This is a genomic window from Citrobacter sp. KH_055_1 (genome assembly GCF_057838705.1).
Window position 1 is genome coordinate 4,524,990 of the sequence record NZ_CM174473.1, and the last position, 24,257, is coordinate 4,549,246.

Below are 24,257 nucleotides of genomic sequence, written 5' to 3' on the forward strand. Positions count from 1 at the left end.
CACACTATGCAATCCTTACAACTCCAGACTAAACCCCCGTTTAGCTGGAAAGCCCTAGGTTGGGCACTTCTCTATTTTTGGTTTTTTTCTTCATTACTGCAGGCCATTATCTATTTTAGCGGTTATAGCGGATCGACCGGATTACGTGACTCATTATTATTTAGTTCGCTATGGTTGATCCCGGTATTCTTATTCCCTAATCGTATCCGTATTATTGCCGCCGTCATTGGCGTCGTGCTGTGGGCCGCGTCGCTCGCCGCACTGAGTTATTACGTCATTTACGGGCAGGAGTTCTCACAGAGCGTGCTGTACGTGATGTTTGAGACTAATGCCAACGAAGCCAGCGAATACTTAAGTCAGTATTTCAGCCTTAAAATTGTCTTCATCGCGCTGGCCTATACCGCCGTAGCGATTCTGCTGTGGACGCGCCTGCGCCCGGTTCATATTCCCTCCCCCTGGCGTTATCTGGTGTCGTTTGCGCTGTTATACGGCTTGATTCTGCACCCGATGACCGTCAATACATTTATTAAGCATAAACCTTTCGAGCAAACGCTGAACGGTCTTGCTGCTCGTATGGAGCCCGCCGCACCGTGGCAGTTTATTTCTGGCTATTATCAGTATCGTCAACAACTAACCTCATTGAACAGTCTGCTGAATGAGAACAATGCGCTACCGCCACTGGCGCACTTTAAAGACAACTCTGGCGATGCTCCGCGCACGCTGGTGCTGGTGATTGGTGAGTCAACTCAGCGTGGGCGCATGAGCCTGTACGGCTATCCGCGTAAAACCACGCCGGAACTGGACGCGCTGCACAAATCCGATCCTAACCTGACCGTATTCAATAATGTCGTGACCTCTCGTCCTTACACTATTGAAATCCTGCAGCAGGCGCTGACCTTTGCTAACGAGAAGAACCCGGATTTATATCTGACACAGCCGTCGCTGATGAACATGATGAAGCAGGCGGGGTATAAGACCTTCTGGATCACTAACCAGCAAACCATGACCGCCCGTAACACCATGCTGACCGTATTTTCCAAGCAGACGGATAAGCAGTTCTATATGAACCAGCAGCGAACGCAAAGTGCGCGCGAATATGACAGCAACGTGCTGGCACCGTTTAAAGAAGTGCTGGCCGATCCGGCGCCGAAAAAATTCATCATCGTTCATCTGCTGGGAACACATATTAAGTACAAATTCCGCTATCCGGATGGTCAGGGGAAATTCGACAACAATATCGACCACGTTCCTGCAGGCCTGAGCAACGATGAGCTGGAAGCCTATAACGATTACGACAGCGCTAATGTGTATAACGACCACATCATTGCCAGCCTGATTAACGACTACAAAGCCACCGATCCGAACGGCTTCCTGCTCTACTTCTCCGACCATGGCGAAGAGGTGTATGACACGCCGCCGCATAAAACGCAGGGGCGTAATGAAGACAACCCAACGCGTCATATGTACACGGTGCCGTTCCTGCTATGGACGTCTGAAAAATGGCAGGCTGCACACCCGCGTGACTTCTCACAAGATGTCGATCGTAAGTACAGCAGCTCTGAACTTATTCATACCTGGTCTGATTTAGCGGGCTTTACCTACGATGGATTCGACCCGACACGTGCCATTACCAACCCGCAGTTCAAAGAGACAACCCGCTGGATTGGTAATCCGTACAAGAAAAACGCCCTGATTGATTACGATACTCTGCCTTACGGCGATCAAATCGGTAATCAATAACAGGCTGCCGGATGCGCTACGCTTATCCGACCTACAGCTCGCAATGACTTGTAGGCCGGATAAGGCATTAGCCGCCATCCGGCAATAATCACTTGAGGGCGGTTGCTTTCAACGTTACTGTGGCCCTGTCTGTTGCCAGCAAGGGATTCACATGTATCACGACGTCAGCCACCTTCTCTCCCGCCTGATTAACGGTCCCCTCCCGCTGCGGCAGGTGTGTTTCGCCAGCACCAACGGTTCAATGCCGGAATTAGCCTATCAGGTTGATTTTCCCCGTCTGGAAATTGTACTGGAAGGCGAGTTTGCTGATGTCAGCATCGGAAACAAACTTACCTCTGGTGATGTGCTGTACGTCCCGGCAGGTGGTTGGAATCTCCCGCAGTGGCACACGCCGGTCACCACGCTCAGCATCCTGTTCGGCAAACAGCAGTTAGGTTTCAGCATCGTTCAGTGGGATGGAAAACAATGTCAAAACCTCGCCAAACAACACGTTGCGCGGCGCGGACCGCGTATTGGCTCCTTCCTGCTGCAAACGCTACATGAGATGCAGATGCAGCCACAGGAGCAACAAACGGCCAGGCTGATCGTCGCCAGTCTGTTAAGCCACTGTCGCGATCTGCTGGGCAGCCAGATCCAGACCGCGTCGCGTAGTCAGGCGCTTTTCGACGCTATTCGCGACTATATCGACGAACGCTACGCCTCGCCGCTGACCCGCGAATCCGTCGCCCAGGCATTCTACATTTCACCGAATTACCTCTCACACCTGTTTCAGAAAACCGGGGCGATTGGTTTTAACGAGTATCTGAACCATACGCGACTGGAACACGCTAAGGCGCTGCTGAAGGGTTACGACCTGAAGGTGAAAGAAGTGGCACACTCCTGTGGATTTGTCGACAGTAACTACTTCTGTCGCCTGTTTCGTAAGAATACAGAGCGTTCTCCGTCAGAGTATCGTCGGCAATATCACAGCCAGTTAACGGAAAAAGAGGCACATCGGCAGTGAAGCCGTTGCGTAGCGACACAGACTGAGCACAAATCCATCATTTACTGGATTTTTGTAATATTCAAGAACCCTCAAAACTCTCTATACCCCAGAATAAACCCATAGCTAATTAACATGTGATGTATCTCTCACTTTGACAGACACATTACATTTATCCAGTTTTTGGCAGATTTGTCAGATAGCGCACGACTGTAAAACGCTCTTATCCTGTACGCAGAACAGCATTCCGGCAACGGGCGGCTAACCGAATATTAAGAGGGTGTTTTGTATGGAACTGTACCTGGATACCGCCAACGTGGCGGAAGTTGAACGTCTGGCACGCATCTTCCCGATTGCTGGCGTCACTACCAACCCAAGCATCGTGGCGGCAAGTAAAGAGTCCATCTGGGAGGTACTGCCGCGTCTGCAAAAGGCAATGGGCAAAGACGGCATTCTGTTCGCGCAGACCATGAGCCGTGATGCGCAGGGGATGGTGGAAGAAGCTAAGCGCCTGAGCCTCGCCGTACCAGGTATCGTCGTTAAAATCCCGGTCACCGCCGAAGGTCTGGCGGCCATCAAGCAACTGAAAAAAGAAGGTATTACCACCTTAGGCACCGCCGTGTACAGCGCAGCGCAAGGACTGCTGGCCGCGCTGGCGGGAGCAAAATATGTCGCCCCTTATGTGAACCGTGTTGACGCCCAGGGCGGAGACGGTATCCGCACGGTACAGGAACTGCAAACATTGCTGGAGCTGCATGCGCCAAGCAGCATTGTGCTGGCAGCCAGCTTTAAAACGCCACGCCAGGCGCTGGATTGCTTACTGGCAGGATGTGAAGCAATCACCCTGCCATTAGATGTAGCGCAACAAATGCTCAATACCCCTGCGGTAGAGTCTGCAATAGAGAAGTTTGAGCAGGACTGGAACAACGCATTTGGTCGGATCACTCTTTAAGGAGATAACGTATGGATCGCATTATTCAATCACCGGGTAAATACATCCAGGGTGCCGATGTTATTACTCGTCTTGGCAGTTACCTCAAACCGCTGGCGGAACGCTGGCTGGTTGTTGGAGACAAATTTGTCTTAGGCTTTGCCCAACCCGCCCTGGAAAAAAGCTTCCAGGATGCCGGTCTGGCGCTGGAAATCGCCCCGTTTGGCGGCGAATGTTCACAAAACGAAATCGATCGCCTGCGCGGCGTCGCGGAACAAGCGCAGTGTGGCGCGGTATTAGGCATTGGTGGCGGTAAAACGCTGGATACCGCCAAAGCACTGGCCCACTTTATGGGCGTGCCGGTTGCCATTGCACCGACCATTGCCTCAACCGATGCCCCCTGCAGCGCGCTGTCGGTAATTTACACCGATGCAGGTGAGTTCGATCGCTATCTGCTGCTGCCGAACAACCCGGACCGGGTCATTGTGGATACCAAAATTGTCGCGGGGGCACCGGCTCGTTTACTTGCCGCCGGCATTGGCGATGCGCTGGCAACCTGGTTTGAAGCCCGCGCCTGTTCACGCAGCGGCGCCACCACCATGGCCGGTGGTCAGTGTACTCAGGCGGCACTGGCGCTAGCCGAGCTGTGCTACAACACGCTGATCGAAGAAGGCGAAAAAGCGATGCTGGCCGCCGAGCAGCACGTGGTGACCCCAGCACTGGAGCGCGTGATTGAAGCCAACACCTACCTGAGCGGCGTCGGTTTTGAAAGCGGTGGGCTGGCCGCAGCACATGCTATTCACAACGGCCTGACGGCCATCCCGGATGCACATCACTATTATCACGGTGAAAAAGTGGCATTCGGTACGTTAACGCAGTTAGTACTGGAAAATGCGCCGGTAGAAGAAATTGAAACCGTGGCGGCACTGTGCCACTCCGTTGGTCTGCCAATCACCCTTGCCCAACTGGATATCAAGCAGGATATTCCGGCCAAAATGCGCATCGTGGCCGAAGCAGCCTGTGCCGAAGGCGAAACCATTCACAACATGCCTGGCGGAGCCACGCCGGATCAGGTTTACGCCGCGCTGCTGGTGGCAGATCAGTACGGTCAGCGATTCCTGCAAGAGTGGGAATAAGCACGGTTTGACCGGATGGCGGCTTCGCCTTATCCGGCCAACAAAATCCACATGCCTAACGGCCAATAAAAATCCCCGCAATTGCGGGGATTTTCTGTATGCCATCCGGCCTATTGCTTTACAGCAGGTCGAAACGGTCCAGATTCATCACTTTCACCCATGCCGCGACAAAGTCTTTCACAAACTTCTCGTGGGCATCGCTGCAGGCATACACTTCAGCCACAGCACGCAGGACCGAGTTAGAACCAAACACCAGGTCAGCGCGGGTTGCCGTGTACTTCACTTCGCCGCTCAGACGGTCGCGACCTTCAAACAGCTCCTGTGACGCATCAACCGCCTTCCACTCATGACGCATATCCAGCAGATTGACAAAGAAGTCAGTGCTGAGCACGCCTGGGCGATCGGTAAAGACGCCATGCTGGCTACCATCGAAGTTTGTTCCCAGCACACGCATACCGCCCACCAGCACGGTCATTTCCGGCGGGGTTAACGTCAGTTGCTGCGCTTTATCGATCAGCAGCGACTCGGTGGTCGAAACCTCAGGACGGGAACGATAATTACGGAAACCATCGGCAATCGGCTTGAGCAGTTCAAACATCTCAATATCAGTCTGATCCTGACGCGCATCCACACGACCCGGCGCAAAAGGTACATTGATACTGACACCTGCCGCGCTTGCCGCCTTCTCTACACCAACGACGCCTGCCAGCACGATGATATCGGCTAACGAGGCGGTATGCGCCGATTTATAAATACCTTCCAGCACCGGCAGAACACGGGCTGCCGTCGCATTCACATCCCAGCCGCGTTGCGGATTCAGCGCCAGACGCGCCCCGTTAGCCCCGCCGCGTTTATCGCCCCCGCGGAACGTTGACGCAGAAGCCCATGCCACCGACACCAACTCACCCACGGAAAGCCCGGAAGCCGCAATGGTCGCCTTCAGGTTAAGGATATCTTCTTCGCTTGGGTTGAAGAACGCGTGCGGCAGCGGATCCTGCCAAATCAGATCTTCCTGCGGGACTTCTGGTCCAATGTAACGTGATTTTGGCCCCATATCCCGGTGCGTCAGCTTAAACCACGCGCGAGCAAAGGCTTCGTTAAACGCCTGCGGATCGTTGAGGAAACGACGGGAGATCTTCTCGAATTCCGGATCAAAACGCAGCGTCAGATCGGTAACCAGCATCGTCGGCTTACGTTTTTTCGACGGATCAAACGGATCCGGAATAATTTCAGGGGCATCGACCGCTTCAAACTGGATAGCACCGGCCGGGCTGCGGGTCTGTACCCATTCGTATTTGAACAGGTTCTCGAAGAAATAGTTGCTCCACTGGGTCGGCGTTTGCGTCCAGACCACTTCCAGACCGGAGGTGATGTTGTCTGCGCCCACACCGCTACCGTAGCTGCTGGCCCAACCTAAGCCCTGGGCCTCAATCGGTGCCGATTCTGGATCGGGGCCGACGTGCGATGCAGGACCTGCACCGTGGGTTTTACCCAACGTATGACCACCGCCAATCAGCGCCACGGTTTCTTCGTCATTCATCCCCATGTTGCCGAAGGTGGCACGAATCGCTGCTGCCGCGGAAAGCGGTTCGCCGCTGTGATCCGGCCCTTCCGGGTTCACGTAGATAAGTCCCATCTCAGTCGCACCCAGCGGGGCTTTCGCCAGCTCTTCCGGATGGCGGTGCGTCAACCAGGCTTTTTCGTCACCCCAGTTCACATCAAGATCCGGTTCCCATACGTCTTCACGACCGGCACCAAAGCCAAAGGTACGGAAGCCGGAGTTTTCCAGCGCCACGTTACCCGCGAGGATAAACAGGTCGGCCCAGGAAATTTTCTGACCATACTTTTGCTTAACAGGCCACAACAAACGACGGGCTTTATCCAGGCTCACGTTGTCCGGCCAGGAGTTCAGTGGTGCAAAACGCTGCTGTCCGCGACCTGCGCCACCGCGTCCATCAATGGAGCGATAGGTCCCTGCGCCGTGCCATGCCATACGGATAAACAAACCGGCATACGTGCCCCAGTCAGCGGGCCACCACGGTTGAGATTCGGACAGGAGGGCTCTGAGATCCCCTTTCAGGGCAGAATAGTCGAGTTTGCTAAATTCTTTGCGGTAATTGAAATCTTCACCCAATGGGTTTGAACGGTTGGAGTGTTGGTTCAAAAGGTCTACGCGGAGTTGATTCGGCCACCAGTCGCGGTTATTTCTTCCTGCTCCCGCGCTGGGATCGTGACCGCCTTGATGGAAAGGACACTTACCGGCAGTTGATGCGTTTTGGCTATCGTCGGACATGCTCATCTATATGCTCCCTTTACAGTGTTCTAGCTACGATATACACCACCAGAGATAAGATATAGTCGAAAAAACCCACAGATTCGATAGCTAAATCCTTTTATATTTTTAGTTACAGAGATGTAGATCAAAATGATCAACAAAAAGCCCTCCGTAGAGGGCTGATGTTACAATTAAGCAGGCCTAACGCCCAGCGTATGGCATATTGCGTAGCTCATCTCGGCGCGATTGAGCGTATAGAAATGGAAATCTTTCACCCCTTCACGGCTTAAAATCTTCACCATGTCCATGGCAATGTTAGCGCCCACCAGCTTGCGGGTTTCCGCGTCATCATCCAGACCGTCAAACATCGTCGACATCCAGGAAGGGATGCGCACGTTGGTCATGTCAGCGAATTTTTTCGCCTGCTTAAAATTAGAGACCGGCAGGATACCCGGGATAATTTCCACATCGATACCTGCGGTTACGCAGCGGTCACGAAAACGCAGATAGCTTTCCACGTCGAAGAAAAACTGGGTGATCGCGCGATTCGCTCCGGCGTCGACCTTACGCTTCAGGTTGAGCAGATCGGCCTGGGCGCTTTTCGCTTCCGGGTGGACTTCCGGATAGGCCGCAACAGAGATATCAAAGTCTGCCACTTCTTTGAGTAACCCAACCAGATCGGCGGCGTACATATCCGGTTTGCCACTGCCTGGCGGCAGGTCGCCGCGCAGGGCCACAATATGACGAATCCCGTTGTTCCAGTAATCCTGAGCGATAATTCGCAGCTCGTCGCGAGTAGCATCAATACAGGTCAGATGCGGGGCCGCTTCAAGACCGGTGCGATCCTTAATCCCCTTAATGATGCTGTGCGTGCGGTCACGCTCACCGGAGTTTGCGCCGTAGGTCACGGAGACAAACTTGGGCTTCAGACTGCTCAGGCGATCGATTGAGTTCCACAGTGTTTGCTCCATTTCACTGGTGCGCGGCGGGAAAAACTCAAACGAAACGTTAATCTGACCCTGGACTTCAGCCAGGCTCTGATTCAGGGCTTCCCGCTGGTTGGCGTGAAAAAAGCTCATACCTTACCTCATCAATCTTTTGTCGTTATATGTTGTGTTGTGAACTGCTATACGTTTAGACGTCTAGATGTAAAAATGACGGAAAAGCGCCGTAACGTCAACATAAAAATCATCGTGAAAGGTGAGGAATACTCAGTGAAGATGAAAATAATTCACTTTAACGTGCAGAAAGGAAGGACGCCGAGAGTAATAAAGGAAGCCATTGCAGGCGAGATTCTTGTTCAGTCGGTAATACCAGTCCGACAGTGATGCACAATTCCGTGTCGCATAGCGGACGAAAAACCACCCCCTGCCGCTGGATAGCTGCAAACGATGCCGGAAACAGGCTCACCCCCTCGCCACGCGCAATACGCGCAAGCAGAACATCATGCTCCAGCGGCTCTTCAATGCAGACAGGCGAGCGGGATCACGGTGAGTCCAGTAGCCTCCAGCGGCAGCGCCACACTAGCCGCGTCCAGTTTTCCACGCCGCACCTGGCGCGTTAGGTAACGCCACACCGCAGCTAAAGGTGCACATTGCCGCCGCACTGCACGTGGGGTTAACGCAGGAGGAGATTACTGAAGTGATTATACAGATGGCAGTATACGCAGGCTTTCCCGCTGCGCTGAACGGGCTGTTCGCCGCAAAAGAGGTGTTTGCGAAACAGTAAAGATGCCGGATGGCGATGCTTGCGCATCTTATCCGGCCTACACAGCATTACCCTTACTACGTAGGCCGGATAAGCGTAGCGCCATCCGGCAACACACACCCTACAGCAACTGCGCCAGACGATTAATATCCGACTGAATCGCCCCGGCGGTCACATCACGACCCGCCCCCGGCCCACGGATCACCAGCGGGTTATCGCGGTACCAGCGGCTTTCGATGGCGAACACGTTATCGCACGGCAGCAGCGCCGCCAGCGGGTGCTCAGGACGGACCGCTTCCACCCCCACACGCGCTTTGCCGTTGGCATCGAAACGTGCCACGTAGCGCAGTACCAGCCCCATTTCACGGGCGGCCTCCAGCCGCTGAACCATCTGCTCATTCAGCTCATCGCCATTTTCAAAGAAATGGTCAATAGAGCCTTCTTCACAGTGCGCAGGTACCAGTGACTCCACGCGAACCTGGTCCGGCTCGATGTCGTAACCCGCTTCACGCGCCAGGATCACCAGCTTGCGCATCACATCTTTACCAGAAAGGTCAACGCGCGGATCCGGCTCAGTCAGCCCCTGCTGCCACGCTTGATCCACCAGGTCGGTAAACGGAACAGAACCGTCAAATTGCAGGAACAGCCACGACAGCGTGCCGGAGAAGATCCCGCTGATCGACAAAATGGTGTCTCCGCTGTCAATCAGATCCCGTACGGTATGATTGATCGGCAATCCGGCACCGACAGTGGCGTTATACAGCCAGTGACGACCGGTTTTCTCAAAGGCGTCGTGGATTTGGCGATACTTATTACTCGTGCTTGCGCCAGCCAGTTTATTGGCGCTAATCACGTGAAAACCGTGGCTGGCGAAATCCAGATACTGATCCGCCAGTTGTTCACTGGCGGTGACGTCCAGCACGACTAAATCGTCATACGGGTGCGCGCGCATCCACAGGAACAAGGATTCTTCATCCTGTTCTACCGCTTCATCATCAAAGAAGGCTAACGCGCGGCTGGCGTCCAGTCCTTCGTAATTCAGCAGGCTACGGCGGCTATCCACCACGCCTGCCAGCACGAATTCAAAACCGGTACGCGCAGACAGCGTGCTCTGCTCACGGGCAAACAGCTCCAGCCAGCGAGAACCGATATTCCCCTTGCCAAACAGCACCAGGCCGATGCGTTTTTCAGCGCGGAAAATTGACTGGTGCAGACCCTGGATCAGGCTTTCGGTCGGGCCAGTACGCAGCACGGCAACCAGGCTGATACCCTCTTCTGACTGCCAGGTAAACTCAACCGGCTGGCCCTTCAGTTGTTGCCAGAAACGGTGGCAGTGCAGCGGGTTACGCGTCACCCCAGCACCCACCATCGCCACCAACGCCAGGCCTTGACGCAAACGCAGCTCGCCCGGCAGGCCTGCTTCATCAAGAATTTTCAGCGCGCCGTCAGCGACTTCAGAGGTGTAGCAAAATTGCAGCAGTTGGCGATCAGGATGCACACCTACCGCCAGCGGACGCACCTGTGCACGTTTTAAAATCTGGTCGATATCTTTGTAAGCCAGCTTAAAGTCCTGACCTGTGGGCACCTGGAACTCAATCAGGCAAACGTCGTCATGGCTGGTGACAATACGCGCCCCGGTACCGGAAGCTAGCACGCGTTCAATGCGCGTCGATCCTTGCTCCGGCGTATAGCTACAGCGCAACTGGAGATCAATATCGCTGCCGGAAACCGGCTGTAAGGTACGGGCATGGAGAACCGGTGCCGCCAGACGCGCCAGTTCGCTGGCTTCATCAAGGCGCAGCAACGGCAGCAAACACGCATCTTTTACTTTGCGCGGATCCGCGCTGTACACCCCGGCGACATCGCTCCAGATAGTCACGCGGGAAACACCCGCCAGTGCGCCAACCTGGGTCGCGGAGTAGTCAGAACCGTTACGCCCCAACAGCACCGTTTCGCCCGCATTACTGCGGCTGATAAATCCGGTCACCACCAGGCGTTTCCCCGGATGCTGCGCCAACAGCTGTTGCAGTAAGGGATACGAAAGGCCTTCATCCACCTGCGGTTGAGCGCCGCGTTCCGCGCGCAAAAACTCGCGCGCATCCAGCCAGGCAGATTCCAGACCCTGCTGGTTAAGTACGGCAGACATCAGACGCGCTGACCACACTTCACCATGCCCGACTACTTCAGCGTAGACCGTATCGTTGATGCCGCCGTCGAGTAAACCGGCCAGGCGCTCCAGATCGTGAATAAACTCGCCAATCAGCCCATCGGCCACGTCTGGTGGTAACAGACCGCTAATAAGCTCGCTCTGATAGCGGCGTAACGCCTGCTGAACCTGATGCGCAGAAAGGCGATCGGTCTGGCTTAACTTCAGCCAGCTAATCAACTGGTTAGTGGTACTGCCCGCCGCGGAAACAACCATCATGTCGTCAGGCTGAGAGTACTCAGCCATAATGCCTGCGACACGTAAATAACATTTCACGTCAGCCAGACTACTACCACCAAATTTGTGCAGTTGACGACCCTTCGCCCCTGCCTGCGCAATCACACTCATGTTTACCCCTTGTTTGCAGCCCGGAAGCCATTTTCCAGGTCGGCAATTAAATCTTCGCCATCTTCAATACCGGTGGAGATACGCAGCAGCGTCTCAGAAATGCCGGCAGCAGCACGTGCTTCTGGTGCCATCCCCGCGTGGGTCATGGTCGCGGCATGGGAGATCAGGCTTTCGACGCCCCCCAGTGATTCTGCCAGCGTAAACAATGATAACCCGCCAAGGAAGTCGCGCAGCGTTTGCTCATCACCATCCAGTTCAAAACTCAACATCGCGCCAAAGCCTTTTTGCTGACGCGCGGCAATTTCATGCCCCTGATTATCCGGCAGTGACGGGTGATACAGTTTTTTCACCAGCGGCTGGGTTTGCAAATAGTCGACAATCGCCTGGGCGTTGCGTTGTGCCACCTCCATACGAGGTGACAGCGTACGCAGGCCGCGCAACAGCAGATAACTATCAAATGCGCCGCCGGTGACGCCAATATTATTCGCCCACCATGCCAGCTCAGTGACCAGTTCTGGATCTTTTGCAATCACCACGCCAGCCACGACATCTGAGTGACCATTTAAATATTTCGTGCATGAATGCAACACCAGATCGGCGCCTAATGCCAGTGGATTTTGCAGTGCTGGGCTTAAAAACGTGTTATCAACGACGCTTACCGCGCCAGCCTCACGCGCCAACTGGCAGATTTTCGCAATATCGACCACGCGTAACAGCGGATTACTTGGGCTTTCTACCAGCACCAACGTCGGTTTCTCCGCTAACGCGGCCTTCAGCGCGGCTTCATTGCCTTGATCGACAAACAGCACGCGATAACACCCACGCTTCGCCAGACTGTCAAACAGGCGATAGCTGCCGCCGTAACAGTCGTGCGGCGCCACCAGCAGGTCGCCCGGCTTCAGGAACACCGTAGTTACCAGATGAATTGCCGACATACCGGTACTGGTCAGCACCGCGCCCGCACCGCCTTCCAGCTCCGCCAGCGCACGCTGGACAACATCACGCGTCGGGTTACCGCGACGTGAATAGTCATGGGCCCGAGGCTCGTTGAATCCGGTAAAATTATAGGTGCTTGAAAGGTGAATCGGCGGGACAACGCAACCGTACTGCTCGTCGTCATTTAATCCGCTACGCACTGCGATGGTGGCCTGTTTACGCGTCATATTGAGGAGTTCCTGGCTGAGCCGGTGAATAGTCAGACCCCAGAGTAATCATTGTTACAATAGCCGTCAATACATCTGGACATCTAAACTTCTTTGCGTATAGATTGAGCAAATTCAAAATAGCCGTTAAAATTATATGCATTAGCGTACATCTGCGTCGGCTAACTTCGTGTCAGGGCCGCGCCACTACGATAAACTACGCACAGTTATGGTCCGGGCTCAGGTTCTGGCCTCAAATTTAATGACAAAGAGGATTAAGTATCTCATGGCTGAATGGAGCGGCGAATATATCAGCCCATACGCTGAGCACGGTAAGAAGAGTGAGCAAGTCAAAAAGATTACGGTTTCCATTCCTCTGAAGGTGTTAAAGATCCTTACCGATGAACGCACGCGTCGTCAGGTGAACAACCTGCGCCACGCCACCAACAGCGAGCTGCTGTGTGAAGCGTTTCTGCATGCCTTTACCGGACAACCGTTACCCAACGATGACGATCTGCGCAAAGAGCGCAGTGATGAAATCCCGGAAGAAGCCAAGGTAATTATGCGTGAACTGGGGATCAACCCGGAGACGTGGGAGTACTAACTAGTTAAAACGGCGGCTAACGTTGCAAAAGATGAGAAGACGCGGGACTGCTCCCGCCTCTTCTCGTCCTGTTTCTCCTAACGCATAACGCGCGAGACAGAGCCTCATACCTTCACGACGTTACTTACTAATACCATTGAGCTTGTTCAATGTTTCTTCCATTTTGAGCGTTTCTTTACGGTTCAACGGATAGAAATAAATCAGCACGACCGCCGCCAAAAACAAGCATAAAGCCGGCAAGAGATTCGCCATCGTATAAATATTTTCCTGCACAATGCTGGTTTGCACCGCACCGCCGGTTGATGACGATTGATAACCAATGATCGCCAGCATAAAGCCGCCAATGGCCCCTGCGCACGCCTGACCCACCTTGCGGGCAAAGAAGTTCACGCCATAAACGGTACCATCCTCACGATCGCCGGTGACATACTGGTGGTAGTCGCAAACATCGGTCATGAACGCCCAAATCATCAGGTTGAATAACCCCGCCCCCAACGTCGCCAGGAACAGGAAAACCAAATAGACTTTCGCGTCGGTGATATGGGTGAAGTACATGATCACGTACATGACCACCGAAAAGAGCAGCGCACCTACGCTAGCTTCTTTCTTACCAAATCGCTTCGTGAGCCAGGATGCCGAGGGTGCCAGCAAAATCAAGGAACCAAAGGTAAACAGTAACGCGACAGACATCGCCTCTTTATTGTGGAAATAGTCATTAAACAGGTAGGTCATATTGGTGCCGGAAAGTCCCTGATTAATCACGATCAGCAGATCCACAACAACTAAAACAATCAATGCTTTATTGCGTATCAACCCTTTCAGAAGCACCGACACGGGCATGCTATCTTTTCTTTCCACCCGCACGCGTTCCGTCGTTAAATGGCAGGTCAGCGTTAAAAAGATAAAGCCCAGTATTGCGCAACCAATGGCGATCCAGAAGAAGTGCTGCCCGGAAATCACCTGGCTTCCGTCCACCAAAGTGGTGTACATCAGGATAGGAATAAAAAATCCGGTTGCCCCGCCGCCGATTGCGGACCCAACGCTGCGATAGGTTGAAAGCGATACGCGATCTTCCGGGTTAGAGCTAATCGCCGCAGACATGGCACCATAAGGAATACTCACAGTCGATAGCAGTGAGCCGTAAATGAAATAGGAGACGCAGATGTAGATAATTTTCGCCGTATAAGAAAAGTCTTGTACAAACGGCAGAAACAGGACGACCGCAATGATACAGAATGGATACTTCATGCGGCGTACCCAAGGGTTAAAACGCCCGTACGCCGTCAGTTTAGACGTATCACATAAGCGCCCTACGCCAACATCGACAAACGCATCAAAGAGTTTGGTCACAAAATAAAGTGAGCCAACAATAACGCCAGAAACACCGAGTACGTTGGTGTAATAAATCATTAAAAAGCTATTCACTAACCCAAGAATAAAACAGGTTCCCAGGTCACCACATAAATAACCAATTTTATCTCTGAATCCGAAAGGTCTGACGGCAATACTGCTATTGCTTCTAATCATAGTTCCATCATTGGACATGATGTCAACTCCTTAGATACACTATTCACGCAAATTATGCTTATATCCCGATACTCAGCGTAATAAACCGATGAGAAGAGTATTAGCGATCAGAAGTTATAACCGAGACCGACACGATAACGGGTCTGACGATCGTCTGTCGTTGTTGTGTTATAACCTGATGAAACATTACCGATTTCAACAAAAGGAACCCAGGAACCTATGTTATAAGCAACCCGGAAGTTATACTCATAATCTTCGCTTTTGTTGTTATATAAATCTTCACTATCGGCAATTTTATAAATGCCGTTCAGTTCAAACATCCAGTTATTGATGTTATAACCAACCCAGGCTTCAGGGCGATAAACCATACGGTCATCTTTACCCTCCGTATTTCTACGCATGTACTCTTGACGATAGCGGAACGCGGTCCACCAGTTGTCATTGATGTTATACTGCACGCGAATATAAGGCTTATAAATCGTGATGTTATCACCAGTCTCGATTGCAATACCCGGCTGCCAGGTAAGCCCCTGCGAAGTAAATTGATAGCTTGCTGTATACTCATTGCCGTTACTTTCCATATTGTTCCACGCATCATTCGATTGCGAGTCATCGGAACGTGAGATAGCTTCGACTGCCACACCAAAACCGGTAGCAAAACGGTGAGACATATAAACACGGTCATAGTTACGGCCATCGTCATAATATTCATGGCGGTAATCAACATAGCCTGCGTGTGCAGCTGCAGAGAATAATGGAATAAGTAATAATGCGGAGTTTAATTTCATAAACGTCCCTTCCCATAAACAATTAAGGAATGAATCCATATGATCTCCCTAAAAAGGATAATCAAATTGGATCTATGAATAATTTTAGATTTCCCAAAAATTGTATTTAAGCTGGAGGGACAAAACCTTTTAAATTTTGCCAAAAACTCAAATCAGTGGCAAAGACGTAAAGATAAAAACGATAAAGATCACCAATAGAAACATTTTACCGATAAAATAAAAACACCGTTTTATTTATGCATTGGTTTTACATTCACCGCAAACATACATATTTCAGCACTGATTCACAGGTACAAAAAAAGCGCCTTACGGCGCTTTTTTCCGACAGCAAAAAACTTATTTGCTGGTACCCGGTACGCTGAAACGCTTGTTGAAGCGGTCAACACGGCCACCGGTAGCAACATCACGCTGTTTGCCAGTATAGAACGGGTGGCATTTACCGCACACGTCGAGGTTCAGATCGTGACCAACGGTAGAGCGGATTTTCATGACGTTACCGCAAGAGCAGTTTGCAGTAATTTCTTCGTATTTCGGATGAATATCTTTTTTCATGGGGAGAACCTCAGTTAAGGCCGCGTCGCTCTTCCAGCCCTAACGCCAGACACCACGCGATGTTAATTATTCCCCGTCACCTTTCACACTGCTGATGCGTTGCCTGCGTTCACTCACTCTGGTCACATAGTTCACTATGCTCCCAGAGATTCGTTCGCTTGCCGCCTTCCAGCCGCGCGAAACTCTCGGGTAATGGTCAGTATTTGACGCAATCAATTTGCATCAAAGGCGGCGAATCATACAGAAATTAGCCTGCTCATGCAAACTGATCCGCATTCCGCTCCCCACTAATGTGTATACTAACCCGCCAGAATTCAAGTCAGGATGATTCAATGCCCGTTGCTCACGTTGCCTTACCTGTCCCGCTACCCCGCACCTTTGACTACCTCTTACCGGAAGGTATGAGCGCCAAAGCCGGGTGTCGCGTGCGTGTACCCTTTGGCAAACAGCAAGAACGCATTGGCATTGTCCTGTCAGTTAGCGAGAACAGCGAACTGCCGCGGAGCGAACTAAAAGCGGTCATTGAGGTGCTGGACAGCGAACCGGTCTATTCGACCTCCGTCTGGCGCTTGCTGCTGTGGGCCGCAGATTATTACCATCATCCCATTGGTGACGTGCTGTTTCACGCCCTGCCGATGCTACTGCGCCAGGGGCGTCCCGCCACCAACACGCCAATGTGGTACTGGTTTGCCACCGAAGAAGGCCATGCCACTGACCTGAACAACCTGAAACGCTCACCGAAGCAGCAGCAGGCGCTGGCAGCACTGCGACAGGGAAAAATCTGGCGGGATCAGGTGGCCGACCTCGAATTTAATGATGCGGCATTGCAGGCGCTACGCAAAAAAGGTCTGTGCTCCCTGGCAAGCGAAACGCCTGGATTCAGTGACTGGCGCACGCACTACGCCGTCTCTGGCGAGCGTTTAAGGCTGAATACCGAACAAGCCACCGCCGTTGGAGCTATTCACAGCGCATCGGACAGCTTTAGCGCCTGGCTACTCGCCGGCGTCACAGGTTCTGGCAAAACGGAAGTCTATTTAAGCGTACTGGAAAATGTCCTCGCTCAGGGCAAGCAGGCGCTGGTAATGGTGCCGGAGATCGGCCTGACGCCGCAAACCATCGCCCGCTTTCGTGAACGCTTCAATGCTCCGGTCGAAGTCCTGCACTCTGGTTTAAATGACAGCGAACGTCTTTCTGCATGGCTGAAAGCAAAAAACGGTGAAGCAGCAATTGTCATCGGTACCCGCTCATCGCTGTTCACCCCGTTTAAAAACCTCGGCGTAATTGTCATCGACGAAGAACATGACAGCTCCTATAAACAGCAGGAAGGCTGGCGCTATCACGCCCGCGACCTGGCGGTTTACCGTGCGCACAGCGAGCAGATCCCGATTATCCTCGGCTCAGCCACACCGGCGCTGGAAACGCTGTGCAACGTACGACAAAAAAAATATCGCATGTTGCGCCTGACGCGTCGCGCCGGGAATGCCCGTCCCGCGACGCAGCACGTGCTGGATCTGAAAGGTCAGCAGGTACAGGCCGGACTGGCCCCGGCGCTGATCGCCCGCATGCGTCAGCATCTGCAGGCTGATAACCAGGTTATCTTGTTTCTTAATCGCCGGGGTTTTGCCCCTGCGTTGTTGTGCCACGACTGCGGCTGGATTGCTGAATGTCCACGCTGCGATCACTACTACACGCTGCATCAGGCACAGCATCATCTGCGCTGCCACCACTGCGACAGCCAGCGCCCGATACCGCGTCAGTGCCCCTCCTGCGGCTCTACGCATATGGTACCGGTTGGACTCGGCACTGAGCAGCTCGAACAGGCCTTAGCGCCGTTCTTTCCCGGCGTGCCGATTTCACGTATCGATCGCGATACCACCAGCCGTAAAGGGGCGCTTGAGCAGCATCTGGCAGAGGTCCATCGCGGCGGAGCACGCATTCTTATCGGGACGCAAATGTTGGCGAAAGGCCACCACTTCCCGGACGTCACGCTGGTGGCGCTGCTGGATGTGGATGGGGCATTATTCTCTGCTGATTTCCGCTCCGCAGAGCGCTTTGCCCAGCTCTATACCCAGGTATCCGGGCGCGCAGGACGTGCCGGGAAACAGGGCGAAGTGGTATTGCAGACGCATCACCCTGAACATCCGTTGCTGCAAACCTTATTGCATAAAGGCTATGACGCCTTTGCCGAGCAGGCACTGGCCGAGCGACAAACATTGCAGCTCCCACCGTGGACCAGCCACGTGATCGTGCGGGCTGAAGATCACAACAACCAGCAGGCACCGCTGTTTTTACAACAGTTACGTAATCTGATTCAGGCCAGCCCGCTGGCCGACGATAAGCTGTGGGTATTGGGCCCGGTTCCCGCGCTGGCGCCCAAACGTGGCGGTCGCTATCGCTGGCAAATTTTGTTGCAACATCCGTCACGGATTCGACTGCAGCATATCGTCAGCGGCACGCTGGCGTTGATCAATACCCTGCCCGAAGCACGCAAGGTCAAATGGGTGCTGGATGTCGATCCCATTGAGGGATAACCCCCCATGATGCGAGGCGGATCGTAAAATTAAATATCCATCACACTTTTTATGAAAATTCTGTAACTGCTTCGATTCACTATCTGATAAAAATGTTTCAGATGAAGGTTACCCAGGGACAGATCTGCACCAGCAGCGCCCTGGCGAGGAGAAAGAGTGAAACCGAACAAGCAGGTCACTGCCGCAACGATGAAAGATGTTGCCCTGAAGGCGAAGGTCTCCACGGCAACCGTTTCCCGTGCATTGATGAATCCAGACAAAGTCTCTCAGTCAACCCGTAACAAGGTTGAGCAGGCCGCTCTGGAAGTAGGATATTTACCGCAGTCAATGGGCCGCAACGTTAAGCGTAATGAATCACGTACCATCCTGGTCATCGTCCCGGATATTTGCGATCCCTTTTTCAGCGAAGTCATTCGCGGCATTGAAGTCACCGCCGCCGAGCAGGGTTATCTGGTGCTGATCGGCGATTGCGCGCATCAGAACCAGCAGGAAAAGACCTTTCTTAACCTCATTATTACCAAGCAAATTGACGGCATGGTGCTGCTCAGCTCACGCCTGCCATTTGATGCCAGCGTAGAAGAACAGCGCAATTTACCGCCGATGGTGATGTCCAATGAATTCGCGCCTGAGCTGGAACTGCCCACCGTTCACATTGATAACCTCACCGCCGCCTTTAACGCGATGAACTATCTGCTGGAGTTGGGGCACAAACGCATCGGCTGTATCGCCGGACCAGAAGATATGCCACTGTGCCACTATCGCCTGCAAGGTTACGTTCAGGCGTTACGTCGCAGTGGGATTACCGTCGATCCGCATTTTATTGCGCGCGGCGATTTTACCTACGAAGCGGGGGCTAACGCGCTAAAACAACTGCTTGAACAGCCTCAACCACCGACAGCCGTCTTTTGCCACAGCGACGTCATGGCGCTGGGCGCACTTTCCTACGCCAAACGCCAGGGACTGAAAGTGCCTGACGACCTGTCGATTATTGGCTTTGATAACATTTCACTGACGGAATATTGTGATCCACCGCTGACAACCGTCGCACAGCCGCGTTTCGATATCGGACGTGAGGCTATGCTGTTACTGCTCGATCAACTCCAGGGGCAAAATGTCAGCAGCGGGTCACGTTTACTGGACTGTGAACTCATTATTCGGGGCACCACCCGGGCACTGACGTAAAGTAAAGTGCTTTCGGACTCCCCTGTCTGGTCAAAGGCCCGCCGCTTAAGTAACATGGCGGGCTGACGAACGAATAAATACAGCGAAACGATAGTGGCACAACGAGATTATGTACGTCGCGGCCAACCGGCACCTTCGCGGCGCAAAAAGAGCACCTCACGGAATAAGCAACGCAATACGCCTGCGGTTTCACCCGCGATGGTCGCTATTGCAGCAGCCGTACTCGTGACCTTTATCGGTGGTCTGTACTTCATTACGCATCACAAGAAAGAAGAGTCCGAGACGCTGCAAAACCAGAAAGTTACCGGCAATGGCATTCCGCCGAAGCCGGAAGAACGCTGGCGATACATCAAAGAACTTGAAAGCCGTCAACCAGGCGTGCGTGCACCAACCGAACCCTCTGCGGGCGGTGAAGTGCTGAATGCCGATCAGCTGACCAATGAGCAGCGCCAGTTGCTGGCGCAAATGCAGGCTGATATGCGTCAGCAGCCTACTCAGCTCAACGAAGTTCCGTGGAATGAGCAAACGCCTGCGCAGCGCCAGCAAACGCTGCAGCGTCAGCGTCAGGTGCAGCAACAGCAATGGAGCAACGCGCAGCAGCAGGCTCAGCAGCCACGCCCTCGGGCAACGGAGCAGCCTCAGCAGCAGCAAACGCGTACCGCACAAGCCGCGCCGGTGCAGCAACCTCGTCAAACGCAGCCCAAACCTGCGGCCCAACAGCCATACCAGGATCTGCTGCAGACGCCTGCACATACCGCTGCCGCTCAGCCGAAGACGCAGCCAGCAGCACCGATTACCGAAGTGCCGAAGCAGACTGCTGAGAAAAAAGATGAGCGCCGCTGGATGGTGCAGTGTGGGTCGTTTAAAGGGGCTGAACAGGCAGAAACCGTACGTGCACAGCTGGCTTTTGAGGGCTTTAACTCCCGTATTACCACCAACAACGGCTGGAATCGCGTGGTTATTGGCCCACTCAAAGGCAAAGAAAACGCTGACAACACCATCAGCCGTTTGAAAGTAGCGGGTCACACAAACTGTATTCGACTGTCTGCCGGGGGTTGAAACCCCCAAAATCCCCCCCATCTATACTTGCATTACGCCCCGTACATCTGTGCGGGGCCTGAATTCCGTATTTGTAACCAAGGGGTCTGCTCGTGACAACAATAGTAAGCGTACGCCGTAACGGCCATGTGGTAATCGCCGGTGATGGTCAGGCCACACTGGGTAACACCGTAATGAAAGGCAACGTGAAAAAAGTCCGCCGTCTGTACAACGACAAAGTCATCGCGGGCTTTGCGGGCGGCACTGCGGATGCATTCACGCTGTTTGAACTGTTTGAACGCAAACTTGAAATGCATCAGGGTCACCTGGTGAAAGCTGCCGTTGAGCTGGCGAAGGACTGGCGTACCGACCGTATGCTGCGCAAACTCGAAGCGCTGCTGGCTGTTGCCGATGAGACTGCATCACTCATCATTACCGGTAATGGCGATGTCATTCAGCCAGAAAACGATCTGATTGCCATCGGATCCGGCGGTCCCTACGCCCAGGCTGCGGCACGTGCTCTGCTTGAAAACACCGAGCTTGGCGCCCGCGAGATTGCTGAGAAAGCGTTGGATATTGCAGGGGATATCTGCATTTATACCAACCACTTCCATACCATCGAAGAATTGAACTCCAAAGCGTAAGGATCCCCCATGTCTGAAATGACCCCACGCGAAATTGTCAGCGAACTGAACAAACACATCATCGGCCAGGATAACGCCAAGCGTTCCGTGGCGATTGCTCTGCGTAACCGCTGGCGCCGCATGCAGCTCGACGAAGAGCTGCGCCATGAAGTTACGCCAAAAAACATTCTGATGATTGGCCCAACCGGCGTCGGTAAAACCGAAATCGCCCGTCGTCTGGCAAAACTAGCCAACGCACCGTTTATCAAAGTTGAAGCCACGAAATTCACCGAAGTCGGCTATGTGGGTAAGGAAGTTGACTCCATCATCCGCGATCTGACCGATGCTGCCATTAAAATGGTCCGCGTCCAGGCGATCGAGAAAAACCGCTTCCGCGCCGAAGAAATGGCGGAAGAACGTATTCTCGACGTACTGATCCCACCAGCTAAAAATAACTGGGGACAGTCTGAACAGCCTCAGGAACCTTCCGCTGCACGTCAGGCATTCCGTAAAAAACTGCGTGAAGGCCAACTGGACGACAAAGAGATTGAAATTGATCTCGCCGCTGCGCCGATGGGCGTAGAAATTATGGCACCTCCTGGCATGGAAGAGATGACCAGCCAGCTGCAGTCCATGTTCCAGAACCTGGGCGGCCAGAAACAAAAACCGCGTAAGCTGAAAATCAAAGAAGCCATGAAGCTGTTGATTGAAGAAGAAGCGGCGAAGCTGGTAAACCCGGAAGAACTGAAGCAAGACGCTATCGACGCCGTTGAGCAGCACGGGATCGTGTTTATCGACGAAATCGACAAAATCTGTAAGCGCGGTGAATCCTCCGGTCCGGACGTGTCCCGTGAAGGCGTGCAGCGCGACCTGCTGCCGCTGGTCGAAGGCTGCACCGTCTCGACCAAGCACGGCATGGTGAAAACAGATCACATTCTGTTTATCGCTTCCGGCGCGTTCCAGGTGGCGAAACCGTCCGACCTGATCCCGGAACTGCAGGGTCGTCTGCCAATTCGTGTAGAATTGCAGGCACTGACCACCAGCGATTTCGAGCGTATCCTGACTGAGCCTAACGCCTCCATCACCGTCCAGTACAAAGCACTGATGGCAACTGAGGGCGTTAATATTGAGTTCACGGAAGATGGCATTAAGCGCATCGCTCAGGCCGCCTGGCAGGTCAACGAAACCACCGAGAACATCGGTGCCCGTCGTCTGCACACCGTGCTTGAGCGTCTGATGGAAGATATTTCCTATGATGCGAGCGATTTAAACGGCCAAAGCATCACAATTGATGCCGAATATGTGAGCAAACATCTGGATGCGCTGGTCGCAGATGAAGATCTGAGCCGTTTTATCCTATAATCGCGTTCAATGCATTTTCATCACTGTTGATGGGGCTGATAAAGCCCCATTTTTATTGGCGCTAAATATGACTGAACAACAACAAATTAGCCGCTCACAAGCCTGGCTGGAAAGTTTACGACCTAAGACCTTACCGCTCGCCTTCGCGGCGATCATCGTCGGTACGGCATTAGCATGGTGGCAAGGGTATTTCGATCCGCTGGTGGCTCTGCTGGCATTGATAACGGCGGGGCTGCTGCAAATCCTGTCCAATCTCGCAAACGACTATGGCGATGCTGTCAAAGGCAGCGACAAGCCTGACCGCATTGGACCGCTGCGTGGCATGCAAAAAGGGGTGATCACCCAACAGCAGATGAAGCGCGCATTAATGGTCACCGTGGCCTTAATTTGCCTGTCCGGCCTGGCACTAGTTGCGGTGGCCTGCCACACGATGGCTGATTTTATCGGCTTCCTGGTGCTCGGTGGCTTGTCGATTATCGCGGCGATCACCTATACCGTCGGCAATCGCCCCTATGGCTACATCGGCCTCGGTGATATTTCCGTGCTGGTTTTCTTCGGCTGGCTGAGCGTGATGGGTAGCTGGTATCTGCAGGCCCATACGCTGATCCCCGCGCTGATCCTGCCAGCCACCGCCTGCGGTCTGCTGGCTACCGCCGTGCTCAACGTCAATAACCTGCGTGATATCAACAGCGACAGGGAGAACGGTAAAAACACGCTGGTGGTGCGTCTGGGGGCCGTGAATGCACGTCGTTACCATGCCTGCCTGCTGATGGGGACGCTGGTTTGCCTGGCGCTGTTTAATCTGTTTTCGCTGCAAAGTCTGTGGGGATGGCTGTTCATCCTGGCTGCTCCGCTGCTGATTAAGCAGGCGCGATACGTAATGCGTGAAATGGATCCGGCAGCAATGCGTCCGATGCTGGAACGCACCGTAAAAGCGGCACTGTTAACTAACCTGCTGTTTGTGGTTGGAATTTTCCTAAGCCAGTGGTCTGTTTAACTGACAAATATCAATTAACAATTGATGATTTTGCCAACAGTACACATAGCGCGATATACTAAAAATTCTCGCAGCAACTGAACGTTGAGCCTATGAAATACGATACATCCGAGCTTTGTGACATCTACCAGGAAGATGTCAACGTCGTGGAACCACTGTTCTCTAACTTTGGGGGACGGTCGTCGTTTGGCGGACAAATCACCACGGTAAAATGTTTCGAGGACAACGGGTTGCTGTACGATCTGCTCGAACAAAATGGCCGTGGTCGCATTCTGCTGGTCGATGGCGGCGGCTCTGTCCGTCGTGCGCTGGTTGATGCCGAACTGGCGCGCCTGGCGGTACAGAATGAATGGGAAGGTCTGGTCATCTACGGTTCAGTACGCCAGGTAGACGATCTGGAAGAACTGGACATCGGTATCCAGGCAATTGCCGCTATTCCGGTGGGTGCCGCAGGTGAAGGCATTGGGGAAAGCGATGTGCGCGTCAACTTCGGTGGCGTGACGTTCTTCTCCGGCGACCACCTGTACGCCGACAATACCGGGATGATCCTCTCCGAAGACCCGCTCGATATCGAGTAATCGAAAAA

19 protein-coding genes and 2 pseudogenes are annotated in these 24,257 nt (G+C 53.3%); 13 read left to right on the forward strand and 8 right to left on the reverse strand.

From position 1 onward, the window contains the following. The first annotated feature begins 6 nt into the window (after positions 1-6). The 4 genes from AC3ITF_RS21235 (at position 7) to gldA (ending at position 4,789) form a co-directional block, all read left to right on the forward strand. Entirely contained in the window at positions 7-1,740 is a 1,734-nt protein-coding gene (locus AC3ITF_RS21235) for a phosphoethanolamine transferase CptA (protein WP_137400463.1), read from the forward strand. A 151-nt stretch (positions 1,741-1,891) separates the two neighbouring features. Next, positions 1,892-2,743 (forward strand): helix-turn-helix transcriptional regulator, encoded by an 852-nt coding sequence (locus tag AC3ITF_RS21240; RefSeq protein ID WP_135912757.1) that lies wholly within the window; start codon positions 1,892-1,894, stop codon positions 2,741-2,743. Between the two features lie 268 nt (positions 2,744-3,011). Further along, on the forward strand, positions 3,012-3,674 hold the full coding sequence (gene fsa, locus AC3ITF_RS21245; protein WP_115259750.1) for a fructose-6-phosphate aldolase: 663 nt from the start codon (positions 3,012-3,014) through the stop codon (positions 3,672-3,674). An 11-nt stretch (positions 3,675-3,685) separates the two neighbouring features. Further along, positions 3,686-4,789, forward strand: coding sequence for a bifunctional L-1,2-propanediol dehydrogenase/glycerol dehydrogenase (gene gldA, locus AC3ITF_RS21250; RefSeq protein WP_135912759.1), 1,104 nt, complete (start codon positions 3,686-3,688; stop codon positions 4,787-4,789). Positions 4,790-4,907: 118 nt separating this feature from the next. Here gldA and katG read toward each other — a convergent pair whose 3' ends face one another. From katG to AC3ITF_RS21265, 3 genes and pseudogenes are all read right to left on the reverse strand, one after another. After that, positions 4,908-7,088 (reverse strand): catalase/peroxidase HPI, encoded by a 2,181-nt coding sequence (gene katG / locus AC3ITF_RS21255; RefSeq protein ID WP_117343664.1) that lies wholly within the window; start codon positions 7,086-7,088, stop codon positions 4,908-4,910. A gap of 167 nt (positions 7,089-7,255) precedes the next feature. After that, positions 7,256-8,143, reverse strand: a complete 888-nt coding sequence (gene metF, locus AC3ITF_RS21260; protein ID WP_096758802.1) for a methylenetetrahydrofolate reductase — start codon at positions 8,141-8,143, stop codon at positions 7,256-7,258. A 157-nt stretch (positions 8,144-8,300) separates the two neighbouring features. Then, positions 8,301-8,628: pseudogene (locus AC3ITF_RS21265) on the reverse strand (LysR family transcriptional regulator); the annotation flags it as partial. Between AC3ITF_RS21265 and AC3ITF_RS21270 the strand changes: the two are divergent. Continuing rightward, positions 8,610-8,792 (forward strand): annotated as a pseudogene (locus AC3ITF_RS21270) (carboxymuconolactone decarboxylase family protein); the annotation flags it as partial. The pseudogenes AC3ITF_RS21265 and AC3ITF_RS21270 overlap by 19 nt on opposite strands. Before the next feature lie 100 nt (positions 8,793-8,892). On the opposite strand, the gene metL reads toward AC3ITF_RS21270, so the two are convergent. Together metL and metB are read right to left on the reverse strand one after the other, a co-directional pair. Then, positions 8,893-11,325, reverse strand: coding sequence for a bifunctional aspartate kinase/homoserine dehydrogenase II (metL, locus tag AC3ITF_RS21275; protein WP_146717399.1), 2,433 nt, complete (start codon positions 11,323-11,325; stop codon positions 8,893-8,895). 2 nt (positions 11,326-11,327) lie between these two features. After that, positions 11,328-12,488, reverse strand: a complete 1,161-nt coding sequence (gene metB, locus AC3ITF_RS21280) for a cystathionine gamma-synthase (RefSeq protein WP_096758808.1) — start codon at positions 12,486-12,488, stop codon at positions 11,328-11,330. A 265-nt stretch (positions 12,489-12,753) separates the two neighbouring features. On the opposite strand from metB, the gene metJ reads away from it, so the two are divergent. Continuing rightward, positions 12,754-13,071, forward strand: coding sequence for a met regulon transcriptional regulator MetJ (gene metJ / locus AC3ITF_RS21285; protein WP_003825168.1), 318 nt, complete (start codon positions 12,754-12,756; stop codon positions 13,069-13,071). Positions 13,072-13,191: 120 nt separating this feature from the next. Here metJ and AC3ITF_RS21290 read toward each other — a convergent pair whose 3' ends face one another. From AC3ITF_RS21290 to rpmE, 3 genes are all read right to left on the reverse strand, one after another. Continuing rightward, positions 13,192-14,616: an MFS transporter gene (locus AC3ITF_RS21290; RefSeq protein ID WP_137400466.1), complete on the reverse strand. Its 1,425-nt coding sequence runs from the start codon at positions 14,614-14,616 to the stop codon at positions 13,192-13,194. Between the two features lie 89 nt (positions 14,617-14,705). Then, entirely contained in the window at positions 14,706-15,386 is a 681-nt protein-coding gene (locus AC3ITF_RS21295) for an oligogalacturonate-specific porin KdgM family protein (protein ID WP_096758810.1), read from the reverse strand. Between the two features lie 336 nt (positions 15,387-15,722). Next, positions 15,723-15,938, reverse strand: coding sequence for a 50S ribosomal protein L31 (gene rpmE / locus AC3ITF_RS21300; RefSeq protein WP_096758811.1), 216 nt, complete (start codon positions 15,936-15,938; stop codon positions 15,723-15,725). A 332-nt stretch (positions 15,939-16,270) separates the two neighbouring features. On the opposite strand from rpmE, the gene priA reads away from it, so the two are divergent. The 7 genes from priA to rraA all read left to right on the forward strand — a co-directional run bounded on the left by priA (position 16,271) and on the right by rraA (position 24,249). Continuing rightward, positions 16,271-18,469: a primosomal protein N' gene (gene priA / locus AC3ITF_RS21305; RefSeq protein ID WP_115259756.1), complete on the forward strand. Its 2,199-nt coding sequence runs from the start codon at positions 16,271-16,273 to the stop codon at positions 18,467-18,469. A gap of 156 nt (positions 18,470-18,625) precedes the next feature. Then, entirely contained in the window at positions 18,626-19,651 is a 1,026-nt protein-coding gene (gene cytR / locus AC3ITF_RS21310) for a DNA-binding transcriptional regulator CytR (protein ID WP_096758813.1), read from the forward strand. Positions 19,652-19,744: 93 nt separating this feature from the next. Then, positions 19,745-20,710, forward strand: coding sequence for a cell division protein FtsN (gene ftsN, locus AC3ITF_RS21315; protein WP_115259758.1), 966 nt, complete (start codon positions 19,745-19,747; stop codon positions 20,708-20,710). 92 nt (positions 20,711-20,802) lie between these two features. Beyond that, positions 20,803-21,333 carry an ATP-dependent protease subunit HslV gene (gene hslV, locus AC3ITF_RS21320; RefSeq protein WP_003028805.1) on the forward strand — a complete coding sequence of 177 codons (531 nt, stop codon included), beginning with the start codon at positions 20,803-20,805 and terminating at the stop codon, positions 21,331-21,333. Positions 21,334-21,342: 9 nt separating this feature from the next. Then, positions 21,343-22,674: an ATP-dependent protease ATPase subunit HslU gene (gene hslU / locus AC3ITF_RS21325; protein WP_096758815.1), complete on the forward strand. Its 1,332-nt coding sequence runs from the start codon at positions 21,343-21,345 to the stop codon at positions 22,672-22,674. A 67-nt stretch (positions 22,675-22,741) separates the two neighbouring features. After that, on the forward strand, positions 22,742-23,671 hold the full coding sequence (gene menA / locus AC3ITF_RS21330; protein ID WP_489176001.1) for a 1,4-dihydroxy-2-naphthoate polyprenyltransferase: 930 nt from the start codon (positions 22,742-22,744) through the stop codon (positions 23,669-23,671). A gap of 92 nt (positions 23,672-23,763) precedes the next feature. After that, positions 23,764-24,249 carry a ribonuclease E activity regulator RraA gene (gene rraA / locus AC3ITF_RS21335; protein WP_115259760.1) on the forward strand — a complete coding sequence of 162 codons (486 nt, stop codon included), beginning with the start codon at positions 23,764-23,766 and terminating at the stop codon, positions 24,247-24,249. Positions 24,250-24,257 lie beyond the last annotated feature (8 nt).

Coding starts and splice junctions, on each gene's coding strand:
- AC3ITF_RS21235 (WP_137400463.1), top strand. CDS start 7: ATGCAATCCTTACAACTCCAGACTAAACCCCCGTTTAGCTGGAAAGCC.
- AC3ITF_RS21240 (WP_135912757.1), top strand. CDS start 1,892: ATGTATCACGACGTCAGCCACCTTCTCTCCCGCCTGATTAACGGTCCC.
- fsa (WP_115259750.1), top strand. CDS start 3,012: ATGGAACTGTACCTGGATACCGCCAACGTGGCGGAAGTTGAACGTCTG.
- gldA (WP_135912759.1), top strand. CDS start 3,686: ATGGATCGCATTATTCAATCACCGGGTAAATACATCCAGGGTGCCGAT.
- katG (WP_117343664.1), bottom strand. CDS start 7,088: ATGAGCATGTCCGACGATAGCCAAAACGCATCAACTGCCGGTAAGTGT.
- metF (WP_096758802.1), bottom strand. CDS start 8,143: ATGAGCTTTTTTCACGCCAACCAGCGGGAAGCCCTGAATCAGAGCCTG.
- metL (WP_146717399.1), bottom strand. CDS start 11,325: ATGAGTGTGATTGCGCAGGCAGGGGCGAAGGGTCGTCAACTGCACAAA.
- metB (WP_096758808.1), bottom strand. CDS start 12,488: ATGACGCGTAAACAGGCCACCATCGCAGTGCGTAGCGGATTAAATGAC.
- metJ (WP_003825168.1), top strand. CDS start 12,754: ATGGCTGAATGGAGCGGCGAATATATCAGCCCATACGCTGAGCACGGT.
- AC3ITF_RS21290 (WP_137400466.1), bottom strand. CDS start 14,616: ATGTCCAATGATGGAACTATGATTAGAAGCAATAGCAGTATTGCCGTC.
- AC3ITF_RS21295 (WP_096758810.1), bottom strand. CDS start 15,386: ATGAAATTAAACTCCGCATTATTACTTATTCCATTATTCTCTGCAGCT.
- rpmE (WP_096758811.1), bottom strand. CDS start 15,938: ATGAAAAAAGATATTCATCCGAAATACGAAGAAATTACTGCAAACTGC.
- priA (WP_115259756.1), top strand. CDS start 16,271: ATGCCCGTTGCTCACGTTGCCTTACCTGTCCCGCTACCCCGCACCTTT.
- hslU (WP_096758815.1), top strand. CDS start 21,343: ATGTCTGAAATGACCCCACGCGAAATTGTCAGCGAACTGAACAAACAC.
- menA (WP_489176001.1), top strand. CDS start 22,742: ATGACTGAACAACAACAAATTAGCCGCTCACAAGCCTGGCTGGAAAGT.
- rraA (WP_115259760.1), top strand. CDS start 23,764: ATGAAATACGATACATCCGAGCTTTGTGACATCTACCAGGAAGATGTC.